Origin of the sequence: Erwinia sp. MYb375 (assembly GCF_037479175.1) — a bacterium.
Taxonomy (GTDB): domain Bacteria; phylum Pseudomonadota; class Gammaproteobacteria; order Enterobacterales; family Enterobacteriaceae; genus Erwinia; species Erwinia rhapontici.
Map to the genome: position 1 here is coordinate 32,926 of NZ_JBBGZS010000022.1, position 22,534 is coordinate 55,459.

Here is a 22,534-nt window from a genome sequence, read left to right on the forward strand (position 1 = left end):
CTTGCGCTGAGTCGGGCATGCCAGCCCCTACACCTGAACAGCGTAGGGGCGAGGCACGCCTCGCCCTGGGTTAATTTACGCGTTCTGCTCAACCCGGCGATCTTCCGCCATACAGGCCGCAGCCGTAAACAGAATGTCCGCCGAGGAGTTCAGCGCGGTTTCAGCTGAATCCTGCAATACGCCGATAATAAAGCCCACAGCCACCACCTGCATCGCCACTTCATTCGGAATACCGAACATGTTACAGGCGACCGGGATCAGCAGCAGCGAACCGCCGGCCACACCTGAAGCCCCGCAGGCACAAATCGACGCCACCAGGCTTAACAGAATGGCGGTGCCGACATCGACATGGATCCCGAGCGTATTCACCGCTGCCAGCGTTAGCACAGTAATGGTGATCGATGCGCCCGCCATACTGATGTTGGCACCAATCGGAATGGACACCGAGTAAGTGTCTTCATCCAGACCCAGCTTTTTCGCCAGCGCCATATTCACCGGAATATTGGCGGCCGAGCTGCGCGTGAAGAAGGCGGTTACGCCGCTTTCACGCAGGCAGGTAAACACCAGCGGATACGGATTACGGCGGATCTGCCACCACACCAGCAGTGGGTTAAACACCAGCGCCATCAGCAGCATACAACCCAGCAGCAGGATCAGCAGGCTGGCATATTCCCACAGCGCATCAAAGCCGGTCGAGGCGAGAATCGATCCCACCAGGCCGAAAATCCCGATGGGCGCAAAGCGGATCACAATACGCACCAGACGCGTTACGGCATCGGAGGCATCATTGAGAAATGCACGGGTGGTATCGCTGCTGTGGCGGAATGCAAAGCCCAGACCGATAGCCCACACCAGGATGCCGATATAGTTGGCTTTCATCAGCGCTTCAATCGGGTTGGTGACCATGCTCATCAGCAGGCCACGCAGCACTTCAAGAATCCCGGACGGCGGCACAATCTCGGTGCTGGCGGCTTGTAATGTCAGCGTCTGCGGCAGCAGATGGCTGGCGACCACCGCCACAATGGCGGCACAGAAGGTACTGAGCAGATAGAGCATCACAATCGGGCGAATATTGGTTTTTTGCCCCTGCTGATGGTTAGCAATTGAGGCGATCACCAGTACCAGGACCAGTAAGGGGGCCACGGCTTTCAGTGCGCTGACAAACAGCTCACCCAGCAGGCCGACGGCCAGCGCATTGCTTTTTGAGAACCAGGCCAGGGCAATGCCGGCCACCAGCCCAATCATAATTTGTGTTACCAGGCTGCCCTGGAGCAGGCGCTGAACCAGCCCACGGTCACTGTTTTCTGTACGCATATTTTAAAATCGCTATCGTTATCGATGTTTCTGGGGTGTTTGCGCAGGGGAGTATAAGGAAATCATCTGACAGGGAAAGGGAAAAGTGCGTGTTTTTATGCCATCCACAACAAAAAGGGCCGATCGAAAAAGACGATCGGCCCCTGGATGTTTGCCGCTATCGATCAGGATGTCTTCTGATCGTTCCGATAGTTGACCACGGCATTAATGATCAGCGTCAGCGCCAGAATACCGCCCACAATGCCGAGTGAAATGGCGATGGGAATATGGAAGAAGTCGACAATCAACATCTTCACCCCGATAAACACCAGAATCACCGACAGACCGTATTTCAGCATTGTGAACCGCTCTGCCACGTTTGCCAGCAGGAAGTACATGGCACGCAGGCCGAGGATCGCAAACAGGTTAGACGTCAGCACGATAAACGGATCGGTGGTCACCGCGAAAATAGCCGGAATACTGTCGACGGCGAAGATGACGTCGCTCAGCTCAACCATAATCAGCACCAGCAGCAGCGGCGTGGCAAACAGCACGCCATTCTTACGCACAAAGAAGCGTTCACCTTCGATTTTGTCCGTCATGCGCATACGACTACGCAGCCAGCGCACCAGCGGCTTATCGCCAATCGCGCTGTCATCTTCCTTCGCCAGCGCCATTTTGATCCCGGTAAACAGCAGGAATGCGCCGAAGATATAGAGCAGCCAGCTAAACTGGGTCACCAGCCAGCTTCCGGCAAAGATCATAATGGTACGCAGCACAATCGCGCCCAGCACGCCGTAGATCAGCACCCGGCGCTGCAACGCGGCCGGAACGGCAAAATAGCTGAACAGCATCAGCCAGACAAATACGTTGTCGACGGCCAGCGCTTTTTCAATCAGATAACCGGTGAGGAAGGCCAGCGCTTGCGCATCCGCGACTTCGCGCCCGGCGGTGCCGGTGAGATACCACCAGAAGGCAGCGTTAAATAACAGTGAGAGGGTGACCCAGACCAGCGACCAGGCGGCCGCCTGCTTCATGGTCATGGTGTGTGCGCCGCGACGGCCCTGCAACAACAGGTCAATCGCCAGCATAATCACGACAACGACAGCGAAGCTGCCCCAGAGTAACGGCGTGCCGACAGTATTCATTTTTTGCCCCAATAACAAAAATGGCCAACTACCCGTCATCTTTCATGCCGCAGATGCGTTGGCTGCCTTCACGAACTCCAGTCACTTACTGATGTAAGCTCATGGAGATTCACTCAGTTGCCGCCTTTCTGCGACCTGAAATCTATAGGGTATATCGGAAGGGATTAGCCACAATATTATTGATGCTGTAAGCAAACCTCGCCTTCCGGCAAGGTCTCACTTACAACCAGGATTTGGTTGCTCAGTAACCGGACATCATGTGGATGTCGTATTGACGATTAACTGACGAAGAAGTTACTCCCCTTTGCTGTTGCAAAAGATAGGCGGGCAGCCGCCGAAGGTCAATCTTCTTCAGTCATATTTAGAAATATTTACACAGTGGCATCGGCCGGGAAGACTACGCCGGTCTGGCGGCGGATCTCCGTCAGCAGCTTCGCGGTGATGCGTGACGTTTCCAGCCCAGGATGATCCACCTGCTTGTTCTCCACCAGGCGGGCGAACACCTCCGCTTCATACAGCATGGTGTTGATATGCTGCGGCTGCGAGAGATCCTGCGCTTTACCACCGCGCGGGATAAAGCTGACGCGCTGGCACTCAGACACCTGCTCAATCACCAGCGATCCCTCTTCACCCTGAATTTCGCTTGGCAGCGTAGACTGGCTGATTTTTGAGTGCTGTAAGGTCACGTCGAAATCGCCGTAGTTGAGAATTACCGTACCGTGTCCATCAACGCCGCTCTCCAGCAGGCTGGCGCTGGCCATCACGTTGGCAGGTTCCCCCCACAGACTCACCGCCGTGCCGAGGCAGTAATAGCCGATATCCATAATCGAACCGTTAGACCACGCCGGATTAAAGGTGTTGGGGTTCTCGCCATCCAGATAGCGCTGATAGCGCGAAGAGTACTGGCAGTAATTGATCAAGGCTTTGCGCAGCGTGCCCACTTTCGGCAGCGCCTGTTGCAGCGTGAGGAAGTTCGGCACGCTGGCGGTTTTAAAGGCTTCAAACAGCACCACCTGATGTTCAGCGGCGCAGGCGATCATGGCTTCAACCTCGCGCAGGTTCGAGGCCAGCGGCTTTTCGCAGATAACGTGCTTACGGTGGCGCAGGAAAAGCAGTGACTGCGGGCAGTGCAGGGCGTTGGGGCTGGCGATGTAGACGGCATCAATAGCATCGGATTCGGCCATCTCCTCCAGCGAATCAAACAGCTTTTCCACCGGATAATCACTGGCAAAGGTCTTTGCCTGCTCCAGCGAGCGTGAATAAACGGCGGTCAGCTTCATTTTTCCGGTTTCATGGGCAGCATCGACAAACTGACGGGTGATCCAGTTGGTTCCAACGACGGCAAAGCGAATCATAGTGTTCCTGTGCGGCTGAGTGAACGAAAAAGCAGATTACCATCTGTGTGCAGCCTGGCAATGACTAAAAGGAGTGATTTGATTTTTCAGCTCACCTCTCGCACCATACAGAAAATCATCCCGAGGGAACCCGATGAGCGTTCGCAGCCCGCAGAGTAAACATGCACTTAACTGGACCAGTATTCTGGTGGCGATCCCGGTCGGGCTGGTGGCCTCCCTGGTGACGCTGGGCTTTCGTGAAGCGATAAACCTGATTGATGGCCTGGTGTTTAATGGACAAACCGATATTACCCAGGCGATGCGTGTTTACCCCTGGTACTGCTGGCCGCTGATTGTCGGTGCGGGGGGGCTGATTGCCGGTTTCCTGCTGCGTTATGCCACCGCCATTGAGCAAAAGCAGACGGTGCGAACCGATTATCTGGAGGTGATTAACGCCCAGCTGGATGCAGTGCCCACGCGCACCTCGCTGTTTCGCGGGCTGTCATCGCTGGCGAGTATCAGCAGCGGCGCGTCTATCGGGCGTGAAGGGCCGATGGTGCAGCTGTCGGCGCTGGCAGGCAGCCTGATGGGGCGCTGGTGGTTCAAATCGCTGCCGCTGAAAAACAGTGACGTGGTGGCGATGGCTGCTGCCGCCGGGCTGGCCTCGGTGTACCATGCGCCGCTGGCGTCGGCGATTTTTGTCGCGGAAATCGCTTTCGGTATCTCTGCCATGCAGCGTCTGATCCCCCTGATTATTGCGTCCGGCGTGGCGGTGCTGACCATGTGGTCCCTCGGGCACCGTTCGGCAATGTACCCGTTTTCCCACAGCCAGTTTGATCTGACGCCCGGCAGCATTGCGCTAACCGTGGTCATCGGGTTGCTGGCGGGTTTGCTGGGCTGGGGCATGCTGTGGTTGATTGGTCAGAGTAAGCGCTGCTTCGCACCCATTCGCAGCCTGCCGCTGCGCCTCGGCCTTGGCGGGCTGCTGGTGGGCGTGTTGGCGATTGGCAGCACCCAGATCCTCGGCAACGGCTATGAAGTGATTGTGCGCATTATGGCGGGTGATTTCCTGCTGCCGATGCTGCTGGCGCTGCTGCTGCTGAAGATGCTGGCCACGGCGATCTCCGTCGGTTCCAATGCTGTGGGCGGTCTGTTTACTCCGGCGCTGTTGATTGGTGCGCTGATGGGGGAAATGGTGGCGCTGCTGGCCGCCGCCGCCGGATTACCGGTCGGCAATGCCGAAGTGTTTGCCGCCGTGGGGATGGGTGCGGTGCTGGCGTCCGTCAGTCAGGCGCCGCTGATGGCGATGCTGATGGTGCTGGAGATGACGCTCAACAGCAGCCTGCTGTTCCCGGCAATGATCGCCAGCGTACTGGCTTCCATGACCGTCTACCGTCTGCACTCCAGCAGCACCTACTCGGTAATGACCCGCCACTTCAGCCGCTCTGACGCCAAGTTTGATTTTGATAACGGCATTATTTCGCAGTTTATCGTCTCCGGCGCGGCGCTGACGCCACAGGATTCTGTCGGTAAAGCGCTGGCGGTCAGCTCACTCAAGCGTGAACGCTTTGTCTATGTGATTGGCGAGCAAGGGGAGTTTATCGGCGCGGTATCAATCCACGATATCTCGCATAAGGTTCTGGATAAAGAGATCACCCTGACCTCCCCGGTCAGCTGTGTGGTCGACACCCAATTCCCCACGGTTTACGAGAACCAGACCATCAAAGAAGGCTGGGAAGCGTTCGCGCGCGTCACGCTGGAACGCCTGCCAGTGCTGAATAATCCGCTGGAACGGAAATATCTGGGTGCGTTGACCAAAACCAGTTTGATCCAGCAGGCGAAAGATTTTATATAAGTAAAACAGCGCTATCGGGCGGTGCCTGTATAATGCTCACCTTGCCCCTTTCTTTATTTTAAGGACGAAATCATGTCATTCCCTGCACGTTTTCGCTGGCTGCTGTTGCTGCCTGTGATGTTCTGGCTTTCCGGCTGCGATTATAACCAAATCCAGCAGCGCGACGAAGCCGTCTCCACTGAATGGTCAGAAGTCTTGAACCAGTATCAACGCCGTGCCGACCTGATCCCGAATCTGGTGGCCACGGCAAAAGCCAGCGCCAGCCATGAAGCAGATGTGTTTAAAAGCATCGCGGATGCCCGCGCGAAAATCGGCAGCCTGACTCAGGTACAAAATGCCCCGGAAGATGCGCAGACCATGCAGGCTTTTCAGCAGTCGCAATCAGAGCTGAGCAGCGCGATGTCGCGCCTGCTGGTGATCAGCGAACGCTATCCTGATTTGAAAGCGGATCGGATGTTTAACAATCTGATGGTGCAGCTGGAAGGCACGGAAAACCGTATTGCCGTGGCGCGCCAGCGCTATGTCCGTGCGGTGCAGGATTATAACCTGCTGATCCGTCAGTTCCCGGGGTCGCTGACCGCCAAAGCGATGGGCTACCAGCGTAAAGAAAATTTCCAGCCGGAAAACGTGGCGCAGATTTCCACCGCCCCTCAAGTGGATTTCTCACAGCCTGCCAGCGCGAAATAAGGGATCACCATGCGATTTTTCACCCTGATCCTGCTAGCGGTGCTGCCCCTGACCAGTCTGGCCGCGACAGTGGCCGTACCGACATTACAGCAGCGCGTGACGGATGACGCGGGCGTACTGAGCGCCACGGATGTCCAGCAGATCACGACTCAGATAGTGGCGCTGGAGAAAAAAACCGGCCACCAGCTTGCGGTGCTGACCGTCGATACTACCGGGGATGACAGCATTGAGCAGTTTGCCACGCGGGTATTCGACGCCTGGAAACTCGGTGACAAACAGCGCGATGACGGCCTGCTGCTGGTGATGGCGAAAACCGACCGCACGGTGCGCATTGAGGTCGGCTACGGGCTGGAAGGGGATTTCACCGATGTGCAGGCCGCACAGGTGATCAACGGCAGCATCATTCCTCACTTTAAACAGGGGGAAATGGGCCCCGGATTAGTCGCCGGTGTGCAGAGTATTTCACGCCAGTTGGGCGTCCCGGTCGAGGGCGATGCCCCGGCAACGCCACCGCGTCCGCTGGCTGAACCTGCTCCGACAGTATCTAATGACGCCATTACCCTGTCCGGCGGCAGCGTCGGTCTCTGGCTACTGGGCATGATAGTACTGCCGTTCTTCTTCCTGCGCCGCAATCCGCTGCTGAGGGCGCTTTTTGTCAGCGGGATTGTCACCGGTATTTCGTTGATCAGCACGCTGCTGTCATCAGGTATCGAGGCTGTAAACGGTGATAATGTCGGCCTGCTGTTTGGCGGCAGCCTGATGGTACAGATGCTGATCTCATCGCTGATTGGCACCCTGCTGGGCGGTGGCGGCAGCCGCGACCGTTCTGACGACAGTTCTGACTCCCGCTCCAGTCACAGCCGGGATTCCGACAGCAGTGATGGCGGCTTCAGCGGTGGCGGCGGTCGCAGCGGGGGGGGCGGCGCATCGGGGAAATGGTAACGCTGTAGCGCGTGAGGGGTTACCCCTCACGTCCTTCCAGCGCCTGTGCGGTCAGCCACAGGCGCGTATCGAACTCCAGCTGGTGATACTGCGGCTCCATATGGCAGCAGAGCTGGTAAAACGCCTTGTTGTGGTCTTTTTCTTTAATATGCGCCAGCTCATGGACCACGATCATGCGCAGAAATGCTTCCGGGGCCTGTTTAAAAATCGTCGCCACGCGGATCTCCGCTTTGGCTTTCAGCTTACCGCCCTGCACGCGCGATATCGCCGTATGTAACCCCAGCGCATGTTTCATGACCTTAATCTTACTGTCATAAATCACCTTGTTAAGCGGCGGCGCATTGCGCAGCGACTGGTTCTTTAAATCCAGTGCGTAGTCATAGAGTGCTTTGTCGCTGGTGATGCTGTGCGTAGAGGGATAACGCTGGTTCAGCACCTCTGACAGGCGCTGTTGCTCAATCAGTGTGCGGACCTGTGACAGCAGCGATTCAGGGTAACCTTGAATATAAATAAGCGACGACATGCGGACTCCGGTGAAGAAAAACGTTTACTGTGCGCCCGTTTTAGGGGATAAAACGCGGGAATTTTACCACTAAGGTGATCCCATGAGCCAACTCGAACTAAGCAACCGCATGCTGACGCTGCATCGTTTTCCCCAAATGCGCGAAGAAAGCCCGTTGCAGGCCTGGGATGCGGCCGACGAATATGTGTTGCAGCATCTGGGCGATGCCCCGGTCAGCGGTCCAACGCTGATCTTCAATGATACCTTTGGCGCGCTGGCCTGTGCGCTGGCGGGTGAGGGTGTTTACAGCATCAGCGACTCCTGGCTGAACCAGCAGGCGACACGCCAGAATCTGGCGCTGAATCACCTCGATGAAGCCGATGTACAGCTGCTCGACAGTTTGAGCCCGCTTCCTGCGGCACCGGCACGTGTCCTGATTAAAGTCCCGAAAACCCTCGCCCTGCTGGAATACCAGCTGCGTGCGTTGCGTGATGTCGTGACCCCGGAAACCCAGATTATTGCCGCCGGTAAAGCGAAAGATATCCATACCTCGACGTTGCAGCTGTTTGAAAAAGTGCTGGGCCCCACCACCACCTCGCTGGCACGCAAAAAAGCACGCCTGATCTTCGGTACTTTTAGCGCGCCGGAGCTGAAAGAAAGTGATGTGATTACCACCTGGCCGCTGGACGGTACGCCATACCAGATCCACAACCATGCCAACGTCTTTTCCCGTGGCGGGCTGGATGTGGGGGCGCGCTTCTTCTTACAGCATCTGCCCTCCGATCTGGAAGGTGAGATTGCCGACCTGGGCTGTGGCAATGGTGTCATTGGCCTGATGGCGTTACAACAGAACCCGCTGGCGCAGGTCCATTTCATTGATGAATCCTATATGGCGGTCGCTTCCAGCCGGATGAACATTGAAGTGAACTCTCCACAGGATCGGGATCGCACGACGTTCCACGTTAACAATTCGCTGGCGGGCTACCCGTCAGACCGCCTGCATGCGGTGCTGTGCAACCCGCCGTTCCACCAGCAGAGTGCGGTCACCGACCATATTGCCTGGCAGATGCTGCGTGATGCACGCCGTTGCCTGCAAGATGGCGGCGAACTGCGTATTGTCGGTAACCGTCATCTCGACAATTATCACAAAATGAAAAAGCTGTTTGGTAACTGCACCACCGTGGCAAGCAACCAGAAATTTGTAGTGTTACGTTCGGTGAAAATGCCTTAACCCGTCGGCCTGCGGGTCGGGCATGCCCGACCCCTACGCACACCGTATTCCGTAAACTGTACTCCGTAGGAGCGAGGCACGCCTCGCCCGCGCCCTCATCGTCTGGCAATCCACGAAAATCGCTGCTGATAGCCCTGCTGAACATGGCTGTTGCGGCGATAGCTGGCCTGCTCTTCCGCCATGCAGTAGGTACAAATCTGCGACAGCTCAATCTGTTCTTCCGGCACACCCGCACGCAACGCAATACGTTTTGCCAGCAACGGCAGGTCAAACCACACGCCTGCGGTGGTTCCCTGCGCCTGTGGACGTACCGATGCCGGATTAGGCCAGGGAGTGGCAGACCAGGACATCAGTGCGGCCAGATGGTGCGGATCATCTTGTTCTGCCCGGGCTATCACATCCTGTCCCAGCTCATAACAGCAGGGACCAATCGCCGGGCCGATGGCAATAAACAGGCTGTTCGGCGTTGCTCCGCGTTCACACAGATGCGTTATTGCGTTAATCAGTACCCCGCCCAGAATCCCTTTTAAACCACCGTGTACCGCTGCAACCTGTTGCTGACGGCTATCGGCTAACAGGATCGGCAGGCAGTCAGCGGTGTAAATCGCCACGGCATCCTGACCCGTCCCAATCAGTCCATCCGCCTCCTGGCTTTTTACCGGCAGGGCATCAACATCGAGGATGACCCGGGCGCTGTGGCGCTGCTGATTGTAACGCGTGCCTGCCGCAGGGCGTTCGCCTGCAGCCATAAAGGCGTGATCAAGCCAGTCAAAGCGCGAGAGTAGCGGAGAGAAATAGGGGGATGACATCAAGAGCTCCTGGTCAGTCAGTGTGGCGTCATTGATGCTAGCGCGAAAACGGTATTGAGACCATGGATGTCATCCTGGGGGCGGACCGCTTTTCTGGTCCGCCCGGCAGCGTCGTTTAAATCGCCAGCCCCAGCGCCGTCCCCTGAGCAATCGCCCGGCGTGCATCCAGCTCGCGGGCGACATCCGCACCGCCAATAATATGCGGCACTTTCCCCCGCGCTGACAGCGCATCAGCCAGCGAACGGTCCGGCTCTTGCCCGGCGCAAATCACCACGTTATCCACGGCCAGCAGGTGCGCTTCACCATTGACCCGCAGGTGCAGGCCTTCATCATCAATCCGCTGATACTCAACGCCTCCCCACATCTGCACGCCGTGCATTTGCAGGTTGGCGCGATGGATCCATCCGGTGGTTTTTGCCAGCCCGGCGCCCGGTTTGCCCGGTGTGCGCTGTAACAGCCAGACCTGGCGCTCGCTCACCGGACGCTCTGGCGGCACCAGCCCCCCCGGTTGGGTGAGGGTGCGATCAATGCCCCATTCCCGACAGAATGCAGTGAGATCCTGCCCGTGAGCGACCAGATATTCGGCGGTATCAAACCCGATGCCGCCTGCACCGATAATCGCCACGCGCTTGCCGACGGGTTTCTTATCGCGGATCACCTCCAGATAGCTCAGTACAGACGGGTGGTCGATGCCTGGAATCGGCGGAGTGCGCGGTAAAATGCCCGTTGCCAGCACCACTTCATCAAACGCGGTGAGATCGTCTGCGCTGGCGCGATGATCCAGCCGCAGCGTGACGTGATGCAGCTCAAGCTGGCGTCTGAAGTAGCGCAGCGTTTCACTGAACTCCTCTTTACCGGGGATCTGGCGGGCAATATTGAACTGTCCGCCTACCTCAGGCCGCGCATCAAACAGCGTCACCCGGTGACCGCGTTGAGCGGCGTTGACTGCAAAGGCCAGCCCGGCAGGGCCGGCACCGACCACCGCCAGCGTCTTCGCCTGTGCGGCGGGCGTCAGCGTCATTTCGGTTTCATGGCAGGCGCGCGGATTGACCAGGCAGGAAGTCAGCTTGCCCGCGAAAATTTGATCGAGGCAGGCCTGATTGCAGCCGATGCAGGTATTGATTTCATCGCAGCGATCCTGCTGCGCTTTCAGCACAAACTCGGCATCGGCGAGGAACGGGCGGGCCATTGACACCATATCGGCGCAGCCTTCATCCAGTACGCGCTGGGCCACATCCGGATGGTTAATCCGGTTGGTGGCAATCAGCGGAATGCTGACGTGTTTTTTGAGTGCCTGGGTGACCCAGGCAAAAGCAGCGCGTGGCACCGCCGTTGCGATGGTGGGGATGCGCGCTTCATGCCAGCCGATGCCAGTATTGATCAGCGTGGCACCAGCCTGTTCGACCGCCTGCGCCAGACGAATGGTCTGCTCAAGCGTGCTGCCCTGTTCCACCAGGTCGAGCATCGACAGGCGGAAAATAATAATAAACTCGCGGCCCACCGCCTCACGCACTGCCCGCAGAATGGCAAGGGCAAAGCGCTGGCGATGCGCCTCACTGCCGCCCCACTCATCGCTGCGCTGGTTGGTGTGCGCCACCAGGAACTGATTAATCAGATAGCCTTCAGAGGCCATAATCTCAACGCCATCGTAGCCCGCCTGCTGTGCCAGACGGGCGCAGTGCGCGTAGTCAGCAATCAGTTGCAGGATCTCGTCATGCGACAGCTCACGGGGGCAGAAGGGATTGATCGGCGCCTGAATGGCCGAGGGCGCGACCAGCGCGGGCTGGTAGCTGTAGCGGCCCGCGTGCAGGATCTGCATGGCAATTTTTCCACCCGCCTGGTGGACGGCATCCGTCACCTGACGATGATGCGCCAGCTGTGACGCATCATTCAGCACCGAGGCCCCCTGGCTCACCACGCCTTCCGGTGAAGGGGCAATGCCGCCGGTGACAATCAGCGCCACCCCGGCGCGTGCCCGCTCGGCATAAAACGCCGCCAGCCGGGCCGCGCCATCCGGATGCTCTTCCAGCCCGGTATGCATGGAACCCATCAGAAAACGATTTTTAAGTTGGGTAAAACCCAGGTCCAGCGGGGTGAACAGTGACAGGCTCATCGCAAGCGATCTCTGAAGTGGTCGGATGAGTAACTGTAGCGATCAAATGACCGTGATGAAAGTGCAGTTAATCGGTTTGTGATGAATGCCACTGAATACGTCGGGGAGAAAGGGCAACGTGGTTCACGTTATGCGTAACATTGATTTAGTAACATGAATTTTGGTGATCTGATTCACAGTTTTGCATGTTAAACATCGATTTGATAGGCGCCATGAACTGACACGTACTGGAGAACACCATGAGCACCACCACACAGTCCTGCATGATTAACGGCAAAGAGCAGGTTGAAGTCATCAGCCAGCAGGTCAATTACCAGGGCGAAGGCACGCTGGTGCGCATTACGCGCGGCGGTATCTGCGGTTCGGATCTGCACTACTATCAGCACGGTAAAGTGGGCAGCTTTGCGGTAAAAATGCCGATGATCCTCGGTCATGAAGTGATCGGTCATGTGGTGAAAAGCGACAACCCCGCGCTAAAAGAGAACCAGAAGGTGGCAGTTAACCCGTCAAAACCCTGTGGCCACTGCAAATACTGCCTGGCGGATGAAGAGAACCAGTGCACCACCATGCGTTTCTTCGGCAGCGCGATGTATTACCCGCATGTGGACGGCGGTTTCACCCAGTACAAAGTGGTGGACAGCAGCCAGTGCATTCCTTACGACAATGCCGCTGACGACAAAGTGATGGTCTTTGCGGAACCGCTAGCGGTCTGCATTCATGCGGCTAATCAGGGCGGCGATTTGCAGGGCAAAAAAGTCTTCATCTCTGGCGTGGGTCCTATCGGCTGCCTGATTGCGGCGGCGGCAATAGCCAAAGGCGCGTCAGAAGTGGTTTGTGCCGATGTCAGTGAGCGTTCGCTGGCGATGGCAACCGCGATGGGCGCCACCCACACGATCCACGCGGCCAACGGTGATTTCACGCCGTATCTGGCCGACAAAGGTTACTTCGACGTGGCGTTTGAAGCCTCCGGTCATCCGTCTTCACTGACCCGCTGCCTGGAAGTGACGCGTGCAAAAGGCACGCTGGTGCAGGTGGGCATGGGCGGCGATGTTCCGGGTTTCCCGATCATGATGCTGATTGCTAAAGAGATCAAACTGGTCGGATCGTTCCGCTTCACCTTCGAGTTCAACACCGCCGTGGAGTGGCTGGGCAACGGCACCGTCAACCCGCTGCCGCTGTTCAGTGGGGAATACGACTATCAGAACATTGACGCTGCGCTGCAATTTGCCGGTGACAAAACCCAGGCCGCCAAAGTGCAACTGACTTTTTAAGGGATGACCATGACGACGCTTTTCTCGCTCGATAACAAACGTGTACTGATCACCGGCTCTGGCCGCGGCATTGGTTTCCTGATGGCGAAAGGGCTGGCACAGGCCGGAGCCGAAGTGATCATCAACGCCACCACCCAGGAAGGGGCTGATAAAGCCGCCGCAGACCTGCAACAGCAGGGGTTTAAGGCCCATGCCGTGGCCTTTAACGTCACGCAGTCAGCGGAGGTGAATGCCGCCGTTGAGAAGATTGAACGCGAAATCGGCCCTATCGATGTGCTGGTCAATAACGCCGGTATTCAGCGTCGCCGCCCGTTCCTGGAGTTCCCGGAGCAGGACTGGAACGATGTGATCGCCGTCAATCAGACAGCGGTGTTCCTCGTCTCTCAGGCGGTGGCCCGCCAGATGGTGACGCGCCAGAAAGGCAAAATCATCAATATCGGTTCGATGCAGAGCGAGCTGGGGCGTGACACCATTACTCCTTACGCCGCCTCAAAAGGCGCAGTGACGATGCTGACGCGCGGCATGTGTGTGGAGCTGGCTCGCCATAATATTCAGGTCAACGGCATTGCGCCGGGCTATTTCAAAACCGAAATGACCCAGGCACTGGCCGATGATGAAGCCTTCACCTCCTGGTTATGCAAGCGTACGCCTGCGGCGCGCTGGGGTAACCCGGAGGAGCTGATTGGGGCGGCGGTGTTCCTGGCCTCTAAAGCCTCTGATTTTGTGAACGGGCACTTACTTTTTGTAGATGGTGGGATGCGCGTCGCGGTCTAAACAGCTATACCCTTAGTCATTAACAACACCTGTACCTCTACTTTTTAAAGGAAGTGCTTTATGCCCATTACAATAATAGCTATTGGCGTAATCCTGCTGCTGGTGCTGATGATCGTCTTCAAGGTCAACGGCTTCATCGCATTAGTCTTTGTTTCTGCCGTGGTCGGGGTTGCCGAAGGGATGACGCCGCTGGCGGTTATCGCATCGATTCAGAAAGGCGTGGGCGGCACGCTCGGCAGCCTGGCGCTGATCCTGGGCTTCGGGGCGATGCTCGGGAAGCTGGTTTCTGACACCGGGGCGGCACAGCGCGTGGCAACCACGTTGATTGCCTCCTTTGGTAAACAGCGCGTGCAGTGGGCGCTGATGGTCACCGGACTGATCGTTGGTCTGGCGATGTTCTACGAGATTGGCTTCGTGCTGCTGCTGCCGCTGGTGTTTACCGTGGTGGCTGCTTCAGGGATGCCGATGCTGTATGTCGGTCTGCCGATGGTGGCCGCACTGTCGGTTACCCACTGCTTCCTGCCGCCGCATCCGGGACCGACCGCCATTGCGACGATCTTTGGTGCAAACCTCGGGACTACGCTGCTGTACGGCATGATCATCACCATTCCAACGGTGATTATCGCCGGTCCGATTTTCTCGAAATTCCTGAAAGGTTTTGAAAAATCGCCACCGGAAGGGCTGTATAACCCGAAAATCTTTGAAGATCATGAAATGCCAGGCTTCTGGACCAGTATCTTCGCGGCGGTTATCCCGGTGATCCTGATGGCAGTCGCGGCGGTGTTTGAGCTGACCACGCCAAAAGAGAATGTGCTGCGCCAGTTCTTCGAATTTGTCGGTAACCCGGCGGTCGCGCTGTTTATCTCTGTGGTGATCGCCGTGTTCACGCTGGGCCTGCGCAACGGGCGTAAAATGGAAGAAGTGATGGAGATGTGCAGCTCCTCCATTGCGGCTATCGCCATGATCGTCTTTATCATTGCCGGTGGCGGTGCCTTCAAGCAGGTGCTGGTGGACAGCGGCGTGGGTGACTACATCGCTAACATGATGAAAGGCTCATCGCTTTCTCCGTTGCTGATGTGCTGGACCGTGGCGGCTATGCTGCGTATCGCGCTCGGCTCTGCTACCGTCGCGGCGATTACCACTGCCGGTATCGTTACGCCAATCATCGCCATTACCCACGCCGATCCGGCGCTGATGGTGCTGGCGGTAGGTTCCGGCAGCGTGATCGCTTCCCACGTCAATGACCCAGGCTTCTGGCTGTTTAAAGGTTACTTCAACCTGAGCGTGATTGAGACGCTGAAAACCTGGACGGTGATGGAAACGCTGATCTCCTTCCTCGGCCTGGCTGGTGTGTTGATCCTGAACGCCATAATTCATTAATATCAGGCCGGGTATATCCGGCCACTCCGTTACCCTTATCAGGGGCCAGGCTTGCCTGGCCCTTTTCACGTTTAAATGGAACCCCCAATGCGCGCGCACCGTATCTCGCTCCAGGACATCGCCACGCTGGCTGGCGTCACGAAAATGACGGTCAGCCGCTACCTGCGTACACCCGATCGCGTGTCGCCGGAAACCGGGGCGAAAATCGCGCAAATTATCGAAGAGATTAACTACATTCCCAATCGTGCGCCGGAGATGCTCCTCAGTTCGAAGAGTTACACCCTGGGCGTACTGATCCCCTCGTTTAAAAACCAGATCTTTGCCGATCTCCTCAGCGGGATAGAGGCGGCCACCAAAGAAGGGCGCTACCAGACACTGATCGCCAACTACAACTACGACAAACAGGCCGAAGAGGAGCAGATCATCAATCTGCTCTCGTACAACATTGATGGCATTATCCTCAGTGAAAAGGACCATACCCTGCGTGCGGTGAAGTACCTGCGGGCGGCACAGATTCCGATTGTCGAAGTGATGGATACCCAGGGCAGTTGCCTGGATATGCAGGTGGGGTTTAACAACTTCAGTGCAGGCTACGATATGACGCGCACGCTGCTCGATCAGGGGCGTAAACGGGTGATTTACTTCGGTTCCCAGGACGATCGGCGTGATGAGTTTCGCTATCGCGGCTACTGTCAGGCGATGGAGGAGCGCGGTGGCAGTGGGAATCGGGTCAACCCGAAGGCTATCTCATCGCAGAAACTGGGCGCGGCGATGCTGGCCAGCGCGCTGGAGCAGTTCCCTGACCTCGATGCGATTTTCTGTACTAACGACGACCTTTCACTCGGTGCATTACTGCACTGCCAGCGCCACGGCATCGCCGTTCCGGGCCGCATTGCGATTGCCGGATTCCACGGGCTGGATATCAGCCGCGAAATGTACCCGACAATGGCCAGTGTGATTACCCCGCGTTACGCCATTGGGTATACCGCGGCCGAGCTGTTGTTGAAAAAGATTGGCGACAGCCGTTTTTCGGCCGACTCGGTGGACCTGAGTTACCAGATATTTATGGGTGAAACGATCTGAAGTGTAAATCTGATTAAATAAAATCAACTTTGCTGACAGTAATTGATAAATCACGTCACTAATTAATAAATAGAGTTGAAGCAGGGAGATAAGTATTCCTTCTTCCCCTCTTCTGAGTTAGCGTTGCTTTTATTAGTTACATAAAGAGATTTACGTTTTTAAAATAGACATGTGTTTCCTGGTTTATTTTATTTCGCTCCTTTATTGTTCGTGTTATCTATATGATAAATGGCTATATTTTTTTGTTTATTATCAATGATTTCATTCATCAATAAGTTTGTCTTATTTTATTTCCATGCCTGTTTAACTCAATTTAATAAAGCACATTTAATTAACATTACATTTCGGTTATTTATTATCACTTAAGATTAATCTTAATCACTTCCGGTTAACTAAGATGTTAGAACTTATTTCACATTTTCCCCGGAAGAGAGATTCTATTTTGACGACCCTCAAACCCCTGTTAGCTAAAAACCGCAGTTGGGCTTTACAGCGACGCCAACGTGATCCGCACTATTTCCGGCAAAATGTGGACGGGCAGCAGCCTCACTCTTTGTGGATCGGCTGCTCTGACAGCCGTGTACCGGCGGAGGTGCTGACCGGCGCCCACCCGGGCGAGCTGTTCGTCCATCGCAACATTGCCAATATGGTGGTCAGCAATGACGACAACTTTATGAGCGTATTGCAGTATGCGATTGAATATCTGAAGGTTTCACACATTGTTCTCTGTGGTCACTACGGCTGCGGCGGCGTGCAGGCGGCGCTGACGCTGCCGGATATTCCGCTGGGGGATGAAAACTCAGCGCTGGCGCGGCGCATCACTCAGCTGCGCCACGGCATCGCCTCCGAACTTGCGCCACTGAGTGCAGAAGAACTGCCGGGGGATCATCTGAACCGGCTGGTGGAAGCCAATGTTCTGACACAGTTCAGCCACTTAGTAAAAACCGCCCCGGTGCTGAAAGCCTGGCGTGATGGCGTGGCGCTGGATGTGTTCGGCTGTGTGTACGATCTGCACAGCGGGCATTTGAAAGAGTTAATCCAGCAGGCAGAAGAGGGCAGCGTATGAATCTGAATACCTTACGTCAGGATATTCCAGCGGGGCTGGTGGTTTTCCTCGTGGCGCTACCGCTGTGCCTCGGGATTGCTCAGGCCAGCGGATTGCCACCCTTTGTCGGGCTGCTGACGGGTGTTATCGGTGGTCTGGTGGTCACCACCTTCAGCCCGTCGAAATTTGCGGTCAGTGGCCCTGCGGCGGGCCTGGTGACCATTGTGACGGGGGCTATCGAGACCCTGGGATCGTTCTCCGCGCTGCTGCTGGCATTGATGATCGCTGGCGTATTGCAGTTTTTGCTGGGCGCATTGCGTGCCGGGCGTTTTATCTCGCTGGTGCCGGGAAGCGTGATCAAAGGGATGCTGGCCGCAATTGGTATCCTGCTGATTATTCAGCAAATTCCGGTTGCGCTGGGTGCGGCGGGTGAAGAGGGCTGGTCATCACTGCTGCATGAGGGGGCGATCAATGTGTCACTTCCTGCGGTAGCGGTATCATTTGCCGGACTACTGGTGCTCGGGCTGTGGACCACGCCTGCTATCAAGCGGAATCGCTGGCTGGGATGGATGCCTGGCCCGCTGGTAGCGGTGCTGCTCGGCTGTCTGGCGACGGTGCTTGGAGGGCGTTTTTTCCCGGATATCGCCAGCCATCTGCCTCGCATCTCGCTGCCCGCCTTTGACAGTTTTGCCACGTTAACCGGGGAGCTGGAGCGGCCGGACTGGCTGGCGTGGCAGAACCCGGCGGTCTATATCGTTGCCGCCACGTTGGCGATTGTCGCCAGCCTGGAAACCCTGCTTAGTCAGGAAGCGCTGAAGAAACTGCGTACGCAAACCCCGGCCCCCTCTCCCGATAAGGAGATGCGTGCTCAGGGTATCGGTAACCTGCTGTCCGGTTTTATGGGGGGGCTGCCGATCACTGCCGTTATCGTGCGCAGTTCGGTCAACGTCAGCGCGGGCGCTCGCAGTAAACTGTCCATATTGATTCACGGTGTGCTGCTGCTGGTGTGCGGCTTGTGGTTCAGCGGATTGCTGAATGCGATCCCGCTGGCAAGCCTTGCGGCGGTGCTGCTGTATACCGGCTATAAGCTGGCTACGCCGGGGCTGTTTGTGTCACAAATCCGCCAGGGAGCGCCGCAGTGGGTGCCGTTTATGGCGACCATCGGGGGTATTCTGATTTTCGGGATGCTGGCGGGGATTGGCATTGGTCTGGCGACGCAGATCCTGTTCAGCATCTATAAAAGCCATCGTAATGCGATGTTGCTGACGCGCTATGACGATCATTATGTGCTGCGTTTTCAGCAGAACCTGACCTTTATGCATAATCCGCGCCTCAAAGGCCTGCTGGCGCAGATCCCGGAGAACAGCGTGGTGATTGTGGACCACGATAATGCCGAATACATCGATCCTGATGTGAAAGCGATATTACAGGACTTCGGCGAGGGGGCGAAAAAACGGGGGATCCAGCTGAATCAGTGGCCGGTGAAACTGGCGTAATCCGCATCACTTAGCTGACAAGGCCACAGGAGGTGGCCTTTTTTGCGGCTGGCCTGCTTACACCGGCATGCAGGCAATCACGATGCGGGCCAGCGGGACCAGCTCATTCAGGGCGCATTCAAACTGCTGCTGACCGTTAGCAACGCGCACGCGTCCAGGAGGAATACGCGTCAGGCTGCGAATACTCACCTGGCCTTCCAGCGACACCAGCCAGTCACCATCCAGGATCTCACTGAATGCCTGCTCAGCAATAAACTGCTGGTTGCCTTCAACAATCACCAGCGGCTGTTCAATGGCGCAGGGCCAGGCCTCAAAGAACGCCGCGTCGACGACGATGCTGGTGAGCGTTGTCAGCTTTCCGGCGTCCAGGCGTTGACGGGCAAGCGTGTGGGTATTTCCGTTTTGCGAGGGCGGCGTGCGGTTTTCTGCCGGGCCTGGCTGCTCACCCTCTCCGGTTGCCAGCCACTGCAGTGAGGCCTGCGTATCGGCCATGCAACGGATGACAATATCTGAGGGGAAATAACCGCGCGAATAGCGATTCGCCAGGCTGCTGCTGGCAATCCCTAAATGCTCAGCCAGCGCCAGTTTCGTGGTAAAGCCGTAGGCCTGGAGCACGCGATCCAGCACCTCTTTTGCACCGCTTTGAAAATCGATTTTTAGGCTCACGCTCAAACTCCTGGTTTATTTCATTTTTTGGGGAGTGTGCAATTTGAATTGTAGCTTTATGGGCACATCAGGACGGCGAGCACATCAATTATCAAAGATTTTGCCCGATGATGGGTGTTTTTACAACCTGTAAACCCGCTGTCTTTGTCAGTACGGCTCTCACATTCATCTTTAGTGAATAGGCGAGTTCATCCGAAGATCAGCAGCCCGTTCGCGCGCGTATAACGTGAGCAACGCTAATTTATTTCGCCCATATGAACCTCATTTTTATACGCTGAAACCCCCATGGCGGGCGTGCAGACCAGAAATAAACACGGCAAGCGATGGCAGGTTTCTTCTTTAGAGCAATAGTAATAATGTGATAATTATCATGATGATAAAGATTATCTGCGGTTCAAGCAAAAAACTTTTCTTATTGTTAAGCGCTATGATACTGTATGTATGTACAGTTATATGGAGGGGGAGTTGTGGATAAAGAATTAGCTGAACGCGTCATTCTGGAACGCGTAGAACTGATAGCAAGATTAACCTCTGAAGGCACCTGCCGGGAGCGTGACCGCGAGATAGCACTGCATTTGATTGCCGATATTGCCGGTGGCGTCGAGCTCAAAAACACGCAGTTTTCGGTCGTTTTTTCTCCGCCGCCAGAGTGCTAACGCCTTCCTGACAGCCTGGCGGGTACACGTTGTTCCCCGCGGGTGCAGGCCCTCGCGTACCCGGAACAGATCCCACCCCCTCTGCGCGATGTTCTGCTGATGCCCCCGTTTGGGGGTTTTTTTTGCCTTTTTTTCGCCGCTCAGAGGCGACTCACCACATCTGCCTGATGCCCTTGCGTTGTCACACCCTCCCTACAACAGCCCCGGATTGAGCCGCGATCGTCGAAAACGCACACTGATTGTGCTTACCCGGCAGAGTGAGATTGCGGTGAGGTGACCGTTCCCACGCTTTGCCGTTTCTATTATCGCAATACCCGTTACGGGGGAGTGAAACATGAAAATTTATGCCCTGCAGGACGACAGCGTTGATGAGATCTGTTTTCGCCACTATGGCCGTACGCGGCAGGTCGTGGAACAGGTTTACGCTGCCAACCCCGGGCTGGCTGAACGGGGGGCACGGTTGCCTCATGGCTATCCGGTAGAACTTCCAACGCTTTCACTGTCAGCCACGCATGAAACGCTGAATCTGTGGAGCTGACTGATGGAAAAAAACAGCTCCCTGATTGGGTACCTGGTCAGCGCGATCATGATGTGGTCAGGGCGCCACACGGTGCAGGACATCGCTTTTATGGTGGGGGCGCTGGTGGCGGTCTTCACGCTGGGCATCAACATCGCGAATTTCTTTATCAACTGGCATTACCGCCGTAAGGCCTGGCGGCTGATGCAACAGCGGCAAACGGGCAGGAATGTGGATGAATTCAACAGCTAAGAAGTGTGCGGTGCTGGTGGTGATGGCACTGGCGATCTCACTGCCCTCCTTTTCCACGCTGACCATCTCCAGCGAAGGATTACTGCTGCTGGCCAACGCCGAAGGTTGCCGTACCTCGCCGTATCAGTGCAGCGCAGGCGTCTGGACTAACGGGATTGGACATACCCGGGGCGTTATACCGACCACGGAGGTGAATGAACGGCAGATCGCGATAAATCTGATTGATGACGTACAGCGAGTGGAAAGCGGTATTGCACGCTGTATGCCCGTTGCCATGCCGCAGGGGGTGTATGACGCCACGGTCTCTTTCGCGTTTAACGTCGGTGTGGGCGCCGTTTGCCGCTCGACTTACGCCCGGCTGATCAATCAACAACAGTGGGCGGCGGCCTGCGATCAACTGATGCGCTGGGTCTATGTGAAGGGGGTACGCAATAAGGGTATTGAGACGCGGCGAACGGCAGAGCGCGCCCTGTGCCTGAAGGGGGCGCAATGAATCGGCTGTGGATGACTTTGCTCCTGCTACTGATGGGGATGCTGGGCGGCGCAGCCCTTTATATGGGGCACCTGCACAGCGAGCAGATTGCGCTGCAACGGACGAATGCGCAGCTCACCACCGGAATGATCCAACGCGATGAGGTGATCACACAGCTACAGGGCGAGATCGCCCGCCAGGCCGAGGCAGAACGCACGCTGCGTCAGTCACTCCTGAGCGCACGCGATCTCACAATGAAACAACAACTTAACGATCAGAGGATCATACGCAGCAATGAAGCACTTCAACGCTGGAGCGATGCTGCTTTGCCTGACGGCATTATCCGGTTGCAGCAGCATCCCGCTTTCGCCACCCCCAACGATTATCTGGCGTGGTTGTCCGATCGTCAGCAGCTGTTCGATCCCGGCCAGTCAGCCGGCAACACAGGGGGATCTGTTGAACACGATCCGCCAGCTGGAGCAGGCACTGCTGACGTGCGGCCTGCAAGTCGAAACCCTTAAACAGTGTCAGGAGCAACATGATGTTAAAGCCCAACCAGCTACGCGAGGCGTTACTGGCCCGCGTACCGCAACTCAAGGATCACCCTGAACGGCTGACAATCGCGCTGGAACAGGGCGTGGTGGCCTGCACGCCCGCCGCCTCACTGAGTTTTGAATATCAGTACCCGTTACGCATCACCCTCAGCGAGTCCGGTGGTGACATCGACCCTCTGGTGGTAGCCCTGCTGCTGTGGCTGCGGGAGAACCAGCCTGACCTGATGACCACCCCTGCGAGGCGCGAGAACGGCATGGTGTTCAGCAGCACTACCAACGGCGATTTCACCGTGGTGATCCTGCTGACCGAGCGGGTGCTGGTCAGCGAAGACGACGGGGCGCTGCACGTCACGCACGTCCCGGAACCGCTGCCGCCGGAAGCCGTTTCCCGCCCCTGGAAACTTTATATCAACCAACAACTGGTCAGTGAATGGCCCGCTATCTGAGATGACGG

Annotated in this window: 23 protein-coding genes; 16 read left to right on the top strand and 7 right to left on the bottom strand. The window is 56.6% G+C overall.

What is annotated here, in order from left to right; all coding sequences use genetic code 11:
* Positions 1 to 75 precede the first annotated feature (75 nt).
* From sstT to WH279_RS12165, 3 genes are all read right to left on the bottom strand, one after another.
* The gene (gene sstT / locus WH279_RS12155; protein WP_133842492.1) at positions 76 to 1,314 is read right to left on the bottom strand and encodes a serine/threonine transporter SstT; all 1,239 of its coding nucleotides are present in this window, start codon (positions 1,312 to 1,314) and stop codon (positions 76 to 78) included.
* Between the two features lie 164 nt (positions 1,315 to 1,478).
* Positions 1,479 to 2,441 carry a TerC family protein gene (locus WH279_RS12160; protein ID WP_133842491.1) on the bottom strand — a complete coding sequence of 321 codons (963 nt, stop codon included), beginning with the start codon at positions 2,439 to 2,441 and terminating at the stop codon, positions 1,479 to 1,481.
* 371 nt (positions 2,442 to 2,812) lie between these two features.
* A complete protein-coding gene (locus WH279_RS12165; RefSeq protein ID WP_339456830.1) occupies positions 2,813 to 3,796 on the bottom strand; it encodes a Gfo/Idh/MocA family protein in 984 nt (327 codons plus the stop codon).
* A gap of 133 nt (positions 3,797 to 3,929) precedes the next feature.
* Here WH279_RS12165 and WH279_RS12170 point away from each other — a divergent pair, with 133 nt between their 5' ends.
* The 3 genes from WH279_RS12170 (at position 3,930) to WH279_RS12180 (ending at position 7,259) form a co-directional block, all read left to right on the top strand.
* On the top strand, positions 3,930 to 5,630 hold the full coding sequence (locus tag WH279_RS12170; protein WP_339456832.1) for a chloride channel protein: 1,701 nt from the start codon (positions 3,930 to 3,932) through the stop codon (positions 5,628 to 5,630).
* 72 nt (positions 5,631 to 5,702) lie between these two features.
* Positions 5,703 to 6,317, top strand: a complete 615-nt coding sequence (locus WH279_RS12175) for a LemA family protein (RefSeq protein ID WP_339456834.1) — start codon at positions 5,703 to 5,705, stop codon at positions 6,315 to 6,317.
* 9 nt (positions 6,318 to 6,326) lie between these two features.
* Positions 6,327 to 7,259: a TPM domain-containing protein gene (locus WH279_RS12180; RefSeq protein ID WP_159336819.1), complete on the top strand. Its 933-nt coding sequence runs from the start codon at positions 6,327 to 6,329 to the stop codon at positions 7,257 to 7,259.
* A gap of 19 nt (positions 7,260 to 7,278) precedes the next feature.
* Here WH279_RS12180 and WH279_RS12185 read toward each other — a convergent pair whose 3' ends face one another.
* Entirely contained in the window at positions 7,279 to 7,782 is a 504-nt protein-coding gene (locus tag WH279_RS12185) for a M48 metallopeptidase family protein (RefSeq protein ID WP_339456838.1), read from the bottom strand.
* Between the two features lie 82 nt (positions 7,783 to 7,864).
* Here WH279_RS12185 and rlmG point away from each other — a divergent pair, with 82 nt between their 5' ends.
* Positions 7,865 to 8,992, top strand: a complete 1,128-nt coding sequence (gene rlmG, locus WH279_RS12190; RefSeq protein ID WP_167864342.1) for a 23S rRNA (guanine(1835)-N(2))-methyltransferase RlmG — start codon at positions 7,865 to 7,867, stop codon at positions 8,990 to 8,992.
* Positions 8,993 to 9,087: 95 nt separating this feature from the next.
* On the opposite strand, the gene WH279_RS12195 is transcribed toward rlmG, so the two are convergent.
* Together WH279_RS12195 and WH279_RS12200 are read right to left on the bottom strand one after the other, a co-directional pair.
* The gene (locus WH279_RS12195; RefSeq protein ID WP_339456841.1) at positions 9,088 to 9,801 is read right to left on the bottom strand and encodes a polyphenol oxidase family protein; all 714 of its coding nucleotides are present in this window, start codon (positions 9,799 to 9,801) and stop codon (positions 9,088 to 9,090) included.
* 115 nt (positions 9,802 to 9,916) lie between these two features.
* Entirely contained in the window at positions 9,917 to 11,914 is a 1,998-nt protein-coding gene (locus tag WH279_RS12200) for an NADPH-dependent 2,4-dienoyl-CoA reductase (RefSeq protein ID WP_339456843.1), read from the bottom strand.
* A gap of 239 nt (positions 11,915 to 12,153) precedes the next feature.
* Here WH279_RS12200 and idnD point away from each other — a divergent pair, with 239 nt between their 5' ends.
* From idnD to WH279_RS12230, 6 genes are all read left to right on the top strand, one after another.
* Positions 12,154 to 13,185 carry an L-idonate 5-dehydrogenase gene (idnD, locus tag WH279_RS12205; RefSeq protein ID WP_339456845.1) on the top strand — a complete coding sequence of 344 codons (1,032 nt, stop codon included), beginning with the start codon at positions 12,154 to 12,156 and terminating at the stop codon, positions 13,183 to 13,185.
* A gap of 9 nt (positions 13,186 to 13,194) precedes the next feature.
* On the top strand, positions 13,195 to 13,959 hold the full coding sequence (idnO, locus tag WH279_RS12210; protein WP_339456847.1) for a gluconate 5-dehydrogenase: 765 nt from the start codon (positions 13,195 to 13,197) through the stop codon (positions 13,957 to 13,959).
* A 60-nt stretch (positions 13,960 to 14,019) separates the two neighbouring features.
* The gene (locus WH279_RS12215; RefSeq protein ID WP_167863312.1) at positions 14,020 to 15,339 is read left to right on the top strand and encodes a gluconate:H+ symporter; all 1,320 of its coding nucleotides are present in this window, start codon (positions 14,020 to 14,022) and stop codon (positions 15,337 to 15,339) included.
* 87 nt (positions 15,340 to 15,426) lie between these two features.
* The gene (gene idnR, locus WH279_RS12220; protein WP_200641801.1) at positions 15,427 to 16,422 is read left to right on the top strand and encodes a DNA-binding transcriptional regulator IdnR; all 996 of its coding nucleotides are present in this window, start codon (positions 15,427 to 15,429) and stop codon (positions 16,420 to 16,422) included.
* Between the two features lie 397 nt (positions 16,423 to 16,819).
* Positions 16,820 to 17,488: a carbonic anhydrase gene (locus WH279_RS12225; protein WP_339456850.1), complete on the top strand. Its 669-nt coding sequence runs from the start codon at positions 16,820 to 16,822 to the stop codon at positions 17,486 to 17,488.
* Positions 17,485 to 18,963, top strand: coding sequence for a SulP family inorganic anion transporter (locus WH279_RS12230; protein WP_339456852.1), 1,479 nt, complete (start codon positions 17,485 to 17,487; stop codon positions 18,961 to 18,963). The genes WH279_RS12225 and WH279_RS12230 overlap by 4 nt, the downstream gene beginning before the upstream one ends.
* A gap of 57 nt (positions 18,964 to 19,020) precedes the next feature.
* Here WH279_RS12230 and WH279_RS12235 read toward each other — a convergent pair whose 3' ends face one another.
* Positions 19,021 to 19,629, bottom strand: coding sequence for a phage repressor protein CI (locus WH279_RS12235; protein WP_339456854.1), 609 nt, complete (start codon positions 19,627 to 19,629; stop codon positions 19,021 to 19,023).
* 467 nt (positions 19,630 to 20,096) lie between these two features.
* On the opposite strand from WH279_RS12235, the gene WH279_RS12240 reads away from it, so the two are divergent.
* The 6 genes from WH279_RS12240 (at position 20,097) to WH279_RS12265 (ending at position 22,526) form a co-directional block, all read left to right on the top strand.
* Positions 20,097 to 20,285 carry a hypothetical protein gene (locus tag WH279_RS12240; protein WP_339456856.1) on the top strand — a complete coding sequence of 63 codons (189 nt, stop codon included), beginning with the start codon at positions 20,097 to 20,099 and terminating at the stop codon, positions 20,283 to 20,285.
* Between the two features lie 334 nt (positions 20,286 to 20,619).
* The gene (locus WH279_RS12245) at positions 20,620 to 20,823 is read left to right on the top strand and encodes a tail protein X (RefSeq protein ID WP_339456858.1); all 204 of its coding nucleotides are present in this window, start codon (positions 20,620 to 20,622) and stop codon (positions 20,821 to 20,823) included.
* Positions 20,824 to 20,826: 3 nt separating this feature from the next.
* On the top strand, positions 20,827 to 21,054 hold the full coding sequence (locus WH279_RS12250; RefSeq protein WP_200641797.1) for a hypothetical protein: 228 nt from the start codon (positions 20,827 to 20,829) through the stop codon (positions 21,052 to 21,054).
* On the top strand, positions 21,038 to 21,547 hold the full coding sequence (locus tag WH279_RS12255) for a lysozyme (RefSeq protein WP_200641796.1): 510 nt from the start codon (positions 21,038 to 21,040) through the stop codon (positions 21,545 to 21,547). Before WH279_RS12250 ends, WH279_RS12255 begins: the two co-directional genes overlap by 17 nt.
* Positions 21,548 to 21,820: 273 nt before the next feature.
* Positions 21,821 to 22,135 carry an Rz1-like lysis system protein LysC gene (lysC, locus tag WH279_RS12260; RefSeq protein WP_339456861.1) on the top strand — a complete coding sequence of 105 codons (315 nt, stop codon included), beginning with the start codon at positions 21,821 to 21,823 and terminating at the stop codon, positions 22,133 to 22,135.
* Positions 22,068 to 22,526: a phage tail protein gene (locus WH279_RS12265; protein WP_212814533.1), complete on the top strand. Its 459-nt coding sequence runs from the start codon at positions 22,068 to 22,070 to the stop codon at positions 22,524 to 22,526. Before lysC ends, WH279_RS12265 begins: the two co-directional genes overlap by 68 nt.
* Positions 22,527 to 22,534 lie beyond the last annotated feature (8 nt).